Raw genomic sequence first — 14335 nt, forward strand, 5'->3', positions numbered from 1 at the left:
CTAGAGCATTTTGAGATTAAATGGAAACCGTCGGGCAACTGCTTCAGTACAACACTCCACAGGCAAACCGGCACCATTAAAATCAGTATTGCGATACTGCGGCGGTCCGGAGGCCGCCACAAAAACTCGCAGCAGTCTCCGGAGCGGAGCCAGCGGCCTAATGGGTCAGGCGCAGGCTTCGGATGGTCTGTGCGATATTCTCAAAGGCCGCCGTCAATTGGGCTGAATCGTCCGCCTTGTAGAAATATGTGACACGGTTCGTGTCGGGCGTCGCGCAATTGCGCAACAGCGTTTGAGCATCGCGAATCCAGCTCCGTCGCAGATCCGGATTGCTGTCGGCGACGGTTTCATCGAGATCGAAGCCGACGACAAAGATTTTGATATTCTGTTGCTTGATAGCGCGGCAGAAATCGCTCGTATGCTGCGGTGACTGCGACCTTGCGGGGTTATGACCAGTCCATCCGTTTCTGGTGGAATTTCCCGCATAAGCAGTGTTGAACACACCGTCAGTCATGAAGATGATGTATTTGTTCAGATCCGATCCCGACGCCATATGATCGCCCGGGCGGGATGTTGCAGGCAGATAGTCGCGCCATTTATGCGATATTGTGTACCAGGCCCACTGCAGACCGATATGGCCTGCCGTACCCCCATTTGTGCCCATACGGTCGATGGCTCTGTCGAGATCCCGCTTGTTCGTTGTCAAGGTGACGATTTTCTCGCTGATGCAACTGCCTTCACTCAATCGTGAGTCGCGGCTGATCATGCCGCCTCGAACAGGATTTTCGTCGGTGAACTGATAGGAGGTACGCCCGCCGGTATCAGGCGCTTTGCGGTCCGTGGCGCAGTAGTCGACATTGGTCCCGTCACTTTCAACTCTGAAATCGCTCGGCAAAACGTTCGTGCAGACTCTGCGTCGGCGTCCGTTGCGCCATCTCCGGACTTTATAGGGCTGCTGAAATGCTGCGTAGTCGTATCCGACGCCAGTGCTGTTGAAAAGGGCCGCATCATAGGCAGGCGCATCGCTCTTCGGCTCCAGATAGTCGGCATAGACATATCTGCTCAGGAATGAGCCGACATTCACGGATTGAGAATAGGGAACCAGGCTGATCTTCACCGCGCCGCGGCTGTTTTTCAAAAGCTTGTCCACCGCATTTTTGGCCGCCGCCTTCAGCGAAGTCATCTTGTGATCGCCGTTTGCGTCATCCCAATCCATCGAACCGGTGACATCCAGAACCATCGCGACCTCAATGTCGGATGCGCCAAACGTCACCGCGGAATTGTTGGAAACATCCATGTGGGTTGTCCCCATCCCGACATTTATGAATTTCAGCTGCTGATTGTAGGTTGCTTTCGCGCTGACTGCATTGTTTGCCGGATCAATCACGATATTGTGGAGGGAGTATCGGCTGGTTGCCAGATTGTCGACACCGATATTGGCAGCAAAAACCTGTTTGAGATAGTCCGGAGCATTTGCCTGTGTCACTTCACCGATGGAAATCGCTCGCGCGGTTGCCAGTGTTGCTGCGTCGAGTGCATTGGTAATTCGTGTGCGCTGCGAAAGCGCGAGCGTATACTCAACAGCCAGACCGGCTGTAAGGAAAAGGACGCCGGTGGCAAATGCCATCAGGACTGTAAAATTGCCGTCCCGGTTTGCGCCGAACCGGCCCAACCAACCGGCAAGCCGGCCAAACAATCCACCCACACAAGCGACCTGCCGCATCGACGCCATCGCACCCTCCGAAAATAATCCTCTGGCGACGCACACAATGCGCGCCGCGGGACGGATTAGGCGCTCGGACAGGCACCTTGGACCATTACACAAAGGATTATTTCTCCGTGTGGAACGGAGGTTTATTTATGGAGTACTAAAAGTTGAACTGTCGCCGGCAACAACCCGGGTTTCGCAATAAAAAGACTTAAGAAAACGTTGCTGAAGGCAAAAAAAGACCAGCCGCTTTTGGCGGCTGGTCCGTAGGGCGCTGCGTTGACGAGGCTATTGGATCAAGCGCAGGCTTTGAATTGTGCGAGCGATATTTTCGTAAGTTTCCTTCAGCTCGCTGCCCGTCACCGGTTCATAGTGATAGGTAATGTCACCATCGTCCGGTGTTGCACAACTCTTGAGCATGTTAAGTGCCGTCGAGCTGTAGAGCTGGAAGCCGATGGTGAAGATCTTGACGTCGTTGTCCTTGATCTCCGTGCACAGGCTGTCCGTGAAGCTGCGTGACGTCGATCCCTGTTTGCCGCCTTTCCAGTTCTTCTTCTTCACATCGGCATAGGCAGTATTGAACTCACCGTCGGTCATCAGGATGATGTATTTGTCGATGTCCTTGTCCGGGTCGGTGTGATCCGCGGGTTTCGCGGCAGTCGGCACATAGTCGGCCCAATCGTAGGAAATCGTGTAATACGCCCACTGCAGCCCGATATGACCGGCCGTCCAGCCGCTCGCCGCAAGACTGTTGATTGTGTTTGTCAGCGCCGTATTGTCGGAAGACAGCAACATGAGTTCGGCACTCGGACAATTCACTGTATCGAGACGTGAATCGCGCGAAATCATGCCGTAGGACGGGTTTGCGTCCTTGTGCTGATAACTCGTTCCCGATATCGGCTTCTTGCGGTCCGTCGCACATTTGTCAACGGCTGAACCGTCCGCATTGGCGACCATATCACTCATGTTGCCGGTGGCCTGGAAGCTGGCAACATCATATCCGACACCGGTCGTATCGAAGAGGTCCTGGTCCCAGACGGGAGCGGCGCTTTTCTTCGATTTAAAGTCCGGATAGACATATTTGGCCAGAGGTCCGGTGTTGACCGCCCAGCTGTAGGGCACAAGGCTGATGCGCACCTTCACATCGGTCGGCGTATTGACGCTCAGCAATTCATCCACGCCGATTTTCGCGGCATCCTTGAGCGCCGTAATCTTCGAGCCCCACATCGATCCCGTGACGTCGAGCACCATGGCAACCTCGATGTCAGACATGCCGTAGCTGGCAGCCGAAAGGCTGTCGACGTTCTGATTGGTTGCGGCTGTACCGACGCTGATAAATTTCAGATCCTGGTCGTACCGCGCGGTTGCGGAGACGGTCTGGCTCACCGTGTTGATGGTGATGCTCTCGAGCGAATATTTGCTCTTGGAAAGATCATCGACGCCGATATTGGCGGTGAATACGGATTCAAGATAATCCGCGCCCTGGGCTTCGGTGATATCACCGATGGATATCGCACGGGCCGTTGCCAGCGTCGCGGCATCCAGCGCATTGGTAACGCGGGTTTTAATGTTGATCGATTCCGAATATTCGACGGCCAACCCGACGGTCAAAAAAATGACTCCGGTTGCAAAGGCAAATATCATCATGAAATTGCCGCTTTCGTCGCGCCGGAACCTCTTACATAACTTGTTTAGTTTTCCAGTACTCATCGTCATCTTCCCATCAGATTGATCGTCAGACGAAGTCCTGATGCACGCTCTTTCGCACGCAGCATCCGGGTTCATCCCGTTCTGTTTTAAAAGATCAGGATTGAAACCGGCTTAAGTTCATTGTTCGTATTTTAGTAAAAGGCTCAAAGCACTGAGCTTTCTTACGTTTCAAGCCAATTTATCAGGAAAAAAGGCGATGAGAACCAATAAAAAGTTCAATTTTCCAGCTTATAGCGCCTGCCATTTGTATAGAAAATCAATAAAAAGGCAGGAAAAGGGGCCCGCTATACGACAGCGGGCGCCCATTGTTGTTACTTGGTCAGGCGCAAGCTCTGGATAGTCTGCGCAATCTGTTTATAGGTCTTCTTCAGTTCCGTTGAGGTACTTGGCTGATAGAAGTAGGTGAAGTCGCCTTCGTCGGGTGATGCGCACTTCTGCAGTTCCTTCAGGGCTGTGCTGCCGCTGGTCAGCATGAAGCCGATCGTAAAGATCTTGATTTCATCTTTCTTGATGGCCACGCAGAGCTTATCGAAGTGATGATACGCCTTGGTTGACTGGTAGCCGGCATACCATCCATCAGGAGAGGTATTGGCATAGGCCGTGTTGAAAACGCCATCCGTCATCATGATGATGTATTTGTCGATCTCATTGTCCGGATTTTTGTGATCGCCGGACTTTGAGGTAGACGGCATATAATCCGCCCAATTGTGCGAGATCGTATACCAGGCCCACTGCAGGCCGATGTGACCGGCCGTCCAGCCACCTGCCGAGAAGGCATTGATCGCATCATCCAGGGTCGTCTTGTTGCTGCTCAGGGTCACGATCGACGAGCTCGGGCAACCGTAATCTTCAAGGCGGGAATCGCGTGAGATCATGCCCTTTGCAGGACTGTCGTCCGTATACTGATACGATTTACCGCTATTTGGCGCTTTGCGATCCGTGGCGCAAAAATCGACATTGCTACCGTCATTATTGACGACAAAATCACTTGGCAGATAGCAGCTGTATTTTTTCTTCTTCTTCTTCTTCTTCTTTTTCTTTTTCTTGGCCTGAAAAACATAAGCGCCGCCATATTCATAGCCGTCATTGTTGCTGTATCCGCCACCGATGTCGCCGATCCAGCCGCCATACCCGGCATTCGCAATGTAACTGCTGTAATGATCATTGTCCTGATCGAAATAGGCTGCATAGTCCGGTATGCCGGGTACGCGGTAGCTGGTGTAACCGCAAATCTCATAGTCCGCCTGAAAAGCGGCAACGTCGTATGCAAGGTCCGTCGCATTGAAAAGTGTCTTGTTGTAGGCCGGGGCGTCGCTCTTTTCCTCATTGTAATCCGAATAGACATAGCGGGTGAGGAAGGAGCCCACATTCACCGCCTTGCTGTAAGGTACAAGGCTGATGCGCACCTTGTCATCGGTGCCGCTGTCGTTGACGCTCAGAAGTTCGCTGATGCCCAGCTTGGCCGCTTGCTTCAGAGCGGAAATACGTGCACCGCTCATGGAACCCGTGACATCAAGCACCATGGCGACCTCGATATTCGAGGTGCCGTAACTGACTTCCGAATAACTGGCTACAGCCTGGGTATCCTTACTGACCCCGACCGGAAGAATCCTCAGCGGCATATCGTAATTCGCCTTCGCCGAGACAGACTGCTTGTCCTCGTCAACCTTGAAGTTGACGATTGTGTAGCCGCTGGCGTTGAGGTCGGTGATCCCCAAATTGGCCATGAATACCGAGGTCATATACTCCTCGGCCTTGTCGACCTTGATTTCGCCCGTCGTAAGCGCGCGCGCGGTAGCCAGCGTCGCCGCATCCAGCGCATTGTTGATGCGCGTTCGGCTGCCGATGGCAGCGGAATAGTCCACAGCCAGACCGGCCGCCATAAAGACGACGATCGCGCACAGCCCGAACATCATCATGAAGTTTCCGCCCCGGTCCTCTACGAACCTGCGAAAAACGCCGGTGAAATTGCTATTACCCATCTTCAGCCCACCCTGAAGTTAAAGAAAACGGATGCTTCCAGCCTCAGGCAAAGCCTTCTTGGCTGAGTCACACCGAAGCGCGTCGGTCCGTTCTCATGATTGCCGGTCCTTGCTTGACCGATGAAGTGCGCGCCGTCGGTTCCCGTCAAACCGAAGACACCCCCGCGCAAATTTATGCTTTATGCGATCGAGAATAGATCATGTCTCATGCTGCCCCATCCGAACCGACTATATGTAATAGTCCCAAAAAAGCATTGATTGAGCTGTTTGGCACCAATCACACACTTTTACTGGGCAGACAGTTAGGAGAAACTAGATTGCACAAAGATTAACCGGCCAAGGATTGACCGGTTAGGTGGGTTTCTTTGTACTGTATGCTGAACATATGCTTTACGGATAACCGCATAGCGTGCATTATGCAACCAATGCGATAATGCCTTGGTCGTAAGGTCCGTTTATACGGGGTCCGGATGCCGGGCGCGACATTCTCAGATGACGCCGTGCCCGGCCCTCAGGCGAAATTATTTGGTCAGCCGCAGACTGTTGATGGTATTTGCGATATCCTCAAAGGTGTCCTCCAGCTCGCTGGCGCTGTCTACATCATAATAGTAGGTGACTTCCGCCGTATCATCTGTGGCACAGTCATCAAGCGCATCCTTTGCGTCGTCGTCGCTCAGATAAAACCCGATCGTGAAAATCGTGATGTCATCGTTTTTGATGGCAGTGCATAATTCGTCGAAATGATCGTACGATTTGCTTGACTGGCTTCCGGTTGAAAACCCGTCATAGTCCACATCTGCATAGGCAGTGTTGAACACGCCGTCAGTCATCATGATGATGTATTTTTTCAGATCTTCATCCGGATCCGTGTGGTCGGCAGGCTCCGATCCGCTCGGCATATAGTCCCTCCAGTCATAGGAAACCGTGTACCAGCCCCATTGCAGGCCGATATGACCCCCGGTCCAGCCGTCGGCCGAAAATCCGCTGATCGCATTCTTCAACGTCGTTTCGTTGCTGGTCAGGGTGACAATCGTCGAGTCTGGACACTCGTCCTCTTCCAAGCGGGCGTCACGGCTGATCATGCCGTAGGAGGGATTTGCATCTGTATACTGATATGACGTCAGACCACTGGTTGTCGGAGCCTTGCGGTCGGATGCGCAATAGTCGGAATTGGTACCGTCGCTTTCGGTGACGAAATCCCAGCATTCCGCGTAAACTTTGCTGCCGCCGCCTTTGCCACTGCCTTTTTTAGCTTGATAAATGAATGCATCTCCAAAGGTGTATCCATCAAACCCGTAGCTGCTTCCATACGAAAAGCCGCCTCCGGAACGGAAGCCTCCGGCAAACTTGAAATTCTGGCCGCCATCCAGTTGCGTATAGTAGTTGCCGCACCCGGTATAACCGCTTTCGTAGCCCGACCAGTAACCGCTCTGTAGCGTTGACCAGTCATAGCCGACACCGGTGCTTGAATAGAGGCTTGAATCAAATGCGGGTGCGTCGCTCGTTTCGTAGAAAAAGTCGGCATAGACATATTTGCCAAGATCGCTGCCCACATTAACGCCTATCGCATAGGGAACAATGCTGATGCGAACCTTCTCGTCCGAATCCGTATTGACGCTGAGCAGTTCCTCGACACCCAGTTCCGCAGAATCCTGCAATGCCGAGAGTTTCGAGCCGCGCATGGAACCGGTAACGTCGAGTACCATCGCCACTTCGACATTACCGACGCCATAGGCCACGGCCGAATCGGTCGCCACCGTCATACTGTCGCTGCTGGTGCCCACCTGCAGGAGATAAAGCGGCTGATCGATGCTGGCTGTCGCAGAGACGGTTCCGGCGGCGGTATCAACGCTGTAGCTGTCTATTGCATAGATACTGGCATCGAGATCGTCGACATCGAGATTGGCGGCAAATATGGCCTTCAGATAGGTTTCCACCTCGCCATCGACACTGGCAGAGATATCGCCGGAGGCCAACGCCCGGGCCGTTGCGATCGTGGCAGCGTCGAGCGCGTTGTTGACGCGTGTTTTGTTCATCAGGCCAACCGAATAGTCGACGGCCAGACCGGCGGCCAGGAAAAGCACTCCGACGCCGAGGCCGAACAACATTAAAAAATTGCCGCGTTCGTCGCGGAGGAACCGGTGAAAAACCGTTTTAATGGAATCGGTGTTCATCTTCAGCAAACCCTAAAGCTCTGAAGAACACTCGCCCCGATACAATTTGGCTGATAATCACCGCTTTAGGCGGTAGCCAGCCGATTGCATTTGTTCTCGTGATTGGTGACCCGATGGGTCTTTGAAAACGGCGGCGTGGATGCCCATCACACCACGACCGCGATTTACTCACTTAAAAATACTGATATTTCAATTGTCCGATGTGGTTGTATTCGTCCTATCCAGTCTGAAATTCCAATTGCTCTAAGCACTTTTGTAAAATATGCGGCCAGGGCCGCGACACTATCTGCCGGGCAGTAGCGCGTATGACATAGGATCTAACAGAGCAGATTTTCACAAATGTTAAATCTTAAGATGAATGGCCATTTCGGCCCGCTCATCTGATTTCATGCCTAATATGGGGTTAAGGGCGGCACTGACGGGATCTCACGCCGGAGGGGTTTGGCCCCTTGAGCCAAAGTTAGAAATCAATGGCGCGACCGTCGATTTCCCAATCACCGTAACGGGCCGGATCCTTGCCGCCGCGCCCGCCGATTTCTTTGGGCTGCGATTCCTCATCGGCGTTCGCGTTGCGGCGCTCTTCGGCTTCCTTCAGTGCCCGTTGCGCGGCCGGCGGCAGGTCCTCGAACCGTCTGCGGACGGTCGCGTCTGCAGCACCTTCCCGGGCCACATCGGATTGCGGCTCGTTCCTGTGCGGTGCCGATTTTTCACTCATGATCACACAGCCCTGCATCTGCATTGAACTATCGTGTTTCACTCCCAACATATAGGGAGTATAGGCCGGTAGGAAAACCGGCCCTGATTCTGGAGTATCTGCCATGAATATGGTGCGAACGGCAATGCTGCTTGCGTTTATGACGGCATTGTTTATGGCCATTGGATTTGTAATAGGCGGCACCGGCGGTATGCTGATTGCGTTGGTGATCGCCGCTGCAATGAACCTGTTTTCCTACTGGAACGCGGACAAGATGGTCCTGCGCATGCACCACGCAATCGAAGTCGACGAACGTTCAGCGCCGGAATATTACGGGATCGTGCGGCAGCTGGCCGAAAATGCCGGCCTGCCGATGCCGAAAGTCTATCTCATAAAGAACGATCAGCCGAACGCCTTCGCCACAGGGCGCAACCCCGAAAACGCTGCCGTCGCGGCAACAACCGGGCTTCTTCACATGCTTTCGCACGAGGAAGTGGCGGGCGTCATGGCCCATGAGCTTGCTCACGTGAAGCACCGCGACACGCTGACCATGACAATCACCGCCACGCTTGCCGGCGCCATCTCCATGCTTGGAAATTTTGCATTCTTTTTCCGTGGCGGCCGCAACAATCCGCTCGGGATTATCGGAATTCTGGCGGCCATGATCCTGGCGCCATTGGCCGCCGGCATGGTTCAGATGGCCGTCAGCCGAACCCGCGAATATTCGGCGGACAGGGGCGGCGCTGAAATCTGCGGACACCCCATGTGGCTAGCCTCGGCATTGGCAAAAATTGCCGGCGGCGCCAAGCGTGTCGTCAATGAGGATGCCGAACGCAACCCGGCCACAGCGCACATGTTCATCATCAATCCCCTGTCCGGTCAGCGCATGGACGGACTTTTCTCCACCCATCCGGCGACGGAAAACCGGATTGCCGCACTGCGCAAGATGGACGCCGAGTTTGGCCGGACCGATAACATCGACATGCCCAACGCTCCCCGGAGAAATGCAGATAGTCGACAGGGCGGCCCTTGGGGCCGCAGCGGCGGGACCAGGGAATTCAAGGGTCCATGGTCGTGAGGCAGCACAAGAAAAGCCGGCGTGCAGCAAACTCGAACGAAGCCCTTGGCAATTTGAAACCCGGCCTTGCCGCCCGGCAGGTCGCGGCAAAGCTGTTGTCGGCCGTGGTCGACAAGGGAACGTCGCTTGACGGCATTCTGGATCCGAAGGGCGGCAATCCCGCTTTCCGCAGTCTCAGTGATGCTGACCAGGCTTTGGTTAAGGCGATGCTGCTGGCAACGCTGCGGCATTTACCGATTATCGAGGCAGTGCTGACACGGCTTGTCGACCGCCCGCTGCCAGCCGGTGCGCGCGCCCTTGCCCATGTCCTTCACATTGCGGCTGCGCAGATTGTTTATCTGGAGGTTCCCGACCACGCAGCGGTCGATATCGCGGTCGAACAGGCCAATATCGATCCCAGGAACCGGCGCTTTGCTGCGCTTGTCAACGCCGTCCTCAGACGCCTTATCCGCGAAAGGTCGGATCTGTTGCCGAAGGTCGAGGCGGAAACGATCAACGCACCGCAATGGTTCGCCGACCGGCTGGAAGCTGCCTATGGCGAAAGCGCCGAGCAGATAATGCGTGCGCACACTGTTGCGCCGGCTATCGACCTCACCGTCAAATCGGATCCGCAAGGCTGGGCCGACCGCCTCGGGGGCATCGTCCTGCCCACCGGCACAGTGCGGCTCGCCACCATTGACGGTCCGGTATCGGAGCTTGCCGGCTTCGCGGAAGGCGCGTGGTGGGTACAGGATGCGGCGGCCTCCATTCCGGCGCGGCTGCTTGGCGATGTCGCAGGCCGGCGCGTCGCCGATCTTTGCGCTGCTCCCGGCGGTAAGACGGCACAGCTGATCGCGGCCGGTGCAACAGTTACGGCCGTCGACCTGTCGCGCAACCGGCTCAGGCGTCTTGCCGAAAATCTCGGCCGCCTGCAGCTCGAGGCAGAACTGGTCGAGGCGAACGTGATTGACTGGCAGCCGGACACGCTCCTTGATGCGGTGCTTCTGGACGCGCCGTGCTCATCAACCGGTACAGTCAGGCGGCACCCCGATATTCCATGGACAAAGAGCCTTGCCGACATCGAAAAACTCGCCGCATTGCAGGAAAAGCTGCTGCGGCATACCATCTCGCTGGTACGGCCGGGCGGAACCATTGTCTTTTCCAACTGCTCGCTCGACCCGCTGGAAGGTGAGGATATGGTGCGGCGCGTGGTGGAGAGCGAACCGGAGCTGGTAAGAAAGAAAATCGACCCCGTCGATTGGCCGGGCCTTGAGGAGGCCATCACCGTCGATGGAGACATGCGCACGACACCGGCCATGCTGGCAAATGACAATCCTCGGCTCGCCGGAATGGATGGATTTTTCGCCAGCAAATTTACGCGCACAGAGTGATTGTTAACTGCTCAAAATTATGCCTGCCGTCGATTTTGTCTTATGTTATAGTCGCGGCAAGGGACCCCAGTAATGGGGTATACGGGGACTAGAATTGGCGGCAGTATTGTTGCAATTTCGGCAATTTTTGCCATTGTATTTCCGTGAAAGCTGGCGCCGGGTTTCACGCCAGCTGGCCGTTGGCCGTGTAAATCCGCTACGTTTCATTGGAACTTCTCCGGATCGACTGGTTGTCGCGCCGACGGACCTGCGTATTGCCGATCCCTATATTGCCCATGAGGTGCACCAGGGCCGCTTTCCGCTGGCCGGACGGGTGCTTGAAGCCGGCGATATATCGCCCTTCCTTCACCCCGGCCCATCGCTCGGCTTTGATGAAATGCTGCACAGTTTCCGTTGGCTTCGGCACCTGCGGGCTGCGGGCACGGCCGAATCCTACACCGATGCAAAGGCCCTCACGGAAGACTGGATCAACATCTGGGGCCGTCGCTTCTCCGGCATCGGATGGGACGCTGATGTATGTGCCCAACGGGTTATCGCCTGGTTGTCCCATTCCCCGATCATCCTGAAGAACCAGGACCGTGGTTTCTATCGGCGCTTCATCAAGAGCCTGGCACTGCAAATACGTTATCTACGCAAGATCGCTCCGGCGACCCGAGACGGGGAAAAGCGCTTCCGCGTCCGTATCGCACTGGCTATGGCGACCCTTGCCCTTCCTGCCACACCGACATCAATCAAATCGGCGGCACGCAATCTCGATCAGGAGATCGAAAAGCAGATTCTGCCGGATGGTGGCCATGTTTCCCGCAATCCACAGGTTGCAATGACCCTTCTTGCGGATCTGCTGCCGCTTCGCCAGACCTATCTGAACCTTGGATACACACCGCCCAAGGGGCTCGTATCCAGCATCGACAGGATGTTTCAGGCCCTGCGGTTTTTTCGTCATGTTGACGGAACGCTGGCGCTGTTTAACGGTACCACTGCACAACCGGCGGACCGGCTGCTTTCCGTGTTGCGTTATGACGAATCGACCGGCGAGCCGCCAAAGCACACGCCGCAGATGAATTATCAGCGGCTTTCCAGCCAGAACACGGTGATTATCGCAGACACCGGACCGATACCGCCCGGGGAACTGTCGGCGACGCACCACGCTGGATGCCTCTCCTTCGAGATGTCGTCGGGACAACACCGGTTTATCGTTAATTCGGGCGCGCCCGCCTTTTACCATGCGGATTACCGGAGGCTGGCGCGGTCGACGGCTGCGCATTCGACACTGATCATTGACGATACGTCTTCCGCAGCAATTTCCAACTCGACGTTCCTCGGACCCATATTGACCAATGGGCCGCACAAGGTTGACGTTGAGCGCCGTGACGAAGCAACCAGCACGCAGGGTTTTATTGGCCGGCATGACGGCTATGCCGAGCCGTTCGGCTTGATCCACGAGCGCTCCATTAGTCTGAGCGTCGATGGAAACACAGTGACCGGACGCGACCGCATCGCCAAATCCGCACATCATGATCTGGCTATCGACGAAAACACGAACGCGGCCATCCGCTTCCACATCCACCCGAAAATCGTGGTCACCCACGACAGCAACGCCAATATTGTGTTGACGGCGCCGGATGGAGAAATCTGGAAATTCTACTCCCCCGATATCGAAACCGAGATTGAAGAAGACATATTTTTTGCTGACCTCGCAGGTCCGCGCCGGTCGCAGCAGATTACACTCAATTTCACCATTGCCCGGCGATCGGAAGTCAATTGGAGCCTGGTGCGCACCGTGCCCAAGACAAAAAACGGCAACAATGAAGCATCACCGCTTGAGAGCGATGCCCGGCCGGACGGGCCGACGGCGGCCTGATACAATCTTACTACCGCTTGCCGGTTTCATCTTTCCCGGGCCTATGCTAGTCGAACGGCAATTCCAAAAGAACGGACAGGACGGCTCCGGCAAGCGGACGATCGCGCCTTTCCGTGCCGTTACCACAGGACCCTGCAATGGCCGTCGCATCCAAGAAGATTCCAGCCCCAGAACGCGTCACTCCCAAAAGGGCGCTGCTTTCCGTATCCGACAAGGCCGGTCTCATTCCACTTGCACAGGCCTTTGCAGCACGCGGCATTGAACTCGTATCCACCGGCGGAACGGCCGCTGCCATTTCAAAGGCAGGAATGGATGTCCGCGACGTGTCCGATCTGACGCATTTTCCCGAAATCATGGATGGCCGGGTCAAGACGCTGCATCCATCCGTTCATGGCGGGCTGCTGGCGATCCGCGATGATGCCGAGCACACCGGGGCGATGGCCGCAAATGATATTGTGCCCATCGATATTGCCATCATCAATCTTTATCCGTTCGAGGATGTGAGAGCCGCAGGCGGCGACTATCCGACAACGGTCGAAAATATCGACATCGGCGGGCCGGCGATGATCCGGGCAGCGGCCAAGAACCATGCCTATGTGACCGTCATTACAGATCCGGCCGACTATGATGACCTGGTGGCCGAGCTTGAAGAAAATGACGGGGACCTCACCCTTGCGTTTCGCAAGAAAATGGCAGCAAAGGCCTACGCCCGCACTGCGGCCTACGACTCGGCAATATCCAATTGGTTTGCCGACGAATTGGTTTTGGAGAACCCGCGCCACCGGTCCGTCGCCGGCACGCTGAAGGACGTCATGCGCTATGGCGAAAACCCGCACCAGACGGCAGGCTTCTACGTCAATGGAAACAATCGCCCGGGTGTCGCCACCGCTACGCTGCACCAGGGCAAGCAGCTTTCCTACAACAACATAAACGACACGGACGCGGCATTCGAGCTGGTGGGTGAATTCGATCCGGCCAGGGGCGCGGCCTGCGCCATCATCAAGCACGCAAACCCTTGTGGCGTTGCCATGGGAACGGACCTGGCCGACGCCTACCGCAAGGCACTGGCCTGCGATTCCGTATCTGCCTTCGGTGGCATCGTCGCGTTCAACAACGCGCTGGACGCAGCAGCAGCGGAGGAAGTCGTCAAGATTTTCACCGAGGTCATCATCGCCCCCGACGTCACGGACGAGGCCCGGGCGATCATTTCAGCCAAGAAGAACCTGCGCCTGCTGACGACCGGCAGCCTGCCGGATCCGCGCGCAGCCGGTTTGACGGCAAAGACCGTTGCGGGCGGTCTGCTCGTACAATCGCGTGACAATGGTGTCGTCGACGATCTGGAACTCAAAATCGTCACCGACCGCGCTCCAACGGATAATGAACTGAACGACCTGAAATTTGCCTTCCGCGTTGCAAAACACGTTAAATCCAACGCCATCGTCTATGTGAAGGACGGGGCAACGGCGGGTATCGGTGCCGGGCAGATGAGCCGCGTCGATTCGGCCCGCATAGCAGCGCGCAAGGCGCGGGACGCTGCGGACACTTTGGGGCTCGCAGACCCCCTGACCAAGGGCTCAGTCGTTGCGTCGGACGCATTCTTCCCGTTTGCCGACGGCCTTTTGTCCGCCGTCGAGGCGGGTGCCACGGCGGTCATTCAGCCGGGCGGTTCCATGCGCGACGACGAAGTGATCAAGGCAGCCAACGAGGCCGGCATTGCCATGGTCCTGACCGGCATGCGCCATTTCCGCCATTAAAGCC

Annotated in this window: 9 protein-coding genes; 4 read left to right on the plus strand and 5 right to left on the minus strand. The window is 55.9% G+C overall.

Going from position 1 to position 14335, the window contains the following annotated elements; translation table 11 throughout:
- Nucleotides 1-157 precede the first annotated feature (157 nt).
- From ABVT35_RS25460 to ABVT35_RS25480, 5 genes are all read right to left on the minus strand, one after another.
- A complete protein-coding gene (locus tag ABVT35_RS25460; RefSeq protein ID WP_368470392.1) occupies nt 158-1732 on the minus strand; it encodes a pilus assembly protein TadG-related protein in 1575 nt (524 codons plus the stop codon).
- 264 nt (nt 1733-1996) lie between these two features.
- A complete protein-coding gene (locus ABVT35_RS25465; protein ID WP_368470393.1) occupies nt 1997-3418 on the minus strand; it encodes a pilus assembly protein TadG-related protein in 1422 nt (473 codons plus the stop codon).
- 311 nt (nt 3419-3729) lie between these two features.
- Nucleotides 3730-5400, minus strand: a complete 1671-nt coding sequence (locus ABVT35_RS25470) for a pilus assembly protein TadG-related protein (RefSeq protein ID WP_368470394.1) — start codon at nt 5398-5400, stop codon at nt 3730-3732.
- A gap of 521 nt (nt 5401-5921) precedes the next feature.
- Nucleotides 5922-7574, minus strand: a complete 1653-nt coding sequence (locus ABVT35_RS25475; protein WP_368470395.1) for a pilus assembly protein TadG-related protein — start codon at nt 7572-7574, stop codon at nt 5922-5924.
- A 460-nt stretch (nt 7575-8034) separates the two neighbouring features.
- The gene (locus tag ABVT35_RS25480; protein ID WP_368470397.1) at nt 8035-8289 is read right to left on the minus strand and encodes a DUF1674 domain-containing protein; all 255 of its coding nucleotides are present in this window, start codon (nt 8287-8289) and stop codon (nt 8035-8037) included.
- Between the two features lie 103 nt (nt 8290-8392).
- Between ABVT35_RS25480 and htpX the strand changes: the two genes are divergently transcribed.
- From htpX to purH, 4 genes are all read left to right on the plus strand, one after another.
- Nucleotides 8393-9346, plus strand: coding sequence for a zinc metalloprotease HtpX (gene htpX / locus ABVT35_RS25485; protein ID WP_368470398.1), 954 nt, complete (start codon nt 8393-8395; stop codon nt 9344-9346).
- Entirely contained in the window at nt 9337-10716 is a 1380-nt protein-coding gene (locus ABVT35_RS25490) for a transcription antitermination factor NusB (protein WP_368470400.1), read from the plus strand. Before htpX ends, ABVT35_RS25490 begins: the two co-directional genes overlap by 10 nt.
- Nucleotides 10717-10822: 106 nt before the next feature.
- Nucleotides 10823-12577, plus strand: a complete 1755-nt coding sequence (locus ABVT35_RS25495; protein WP_368470401.1) for a heparinase II/III family protein — start codon at nt 10823-10825, stop codon at nt 12575-12577.
- A 137-nt stretch (nt 12578-12714) separates the two neighbouring features.
- Complete coding sequence (gene purH / locus ABVT35_RS25500) at nt 12715-14331, plus strand: bifunctional phosphoribosylaminoimidazolecarboxamide formyltransferase/IMP cyclohydrolase (RefSeq protein ID WP_368470402.1); 1617 nt, start codon at nt 12715-12717, stop codon at nt 14329-14331.
- Nucleotides 14332-14335: the final 4 nt, after the last annotated feature.

Origin of the sequence: Hoeflea sp. TYP-13 (genome assembly GCF_040932035.1) — a bacterium.
Taxonomy (GTDB): domain Bacteria; phylum Pseudomonadota; class Alphaproteobacteria; order Rhizobiales; family Rhizobiaceae; genus Hoeflea_A.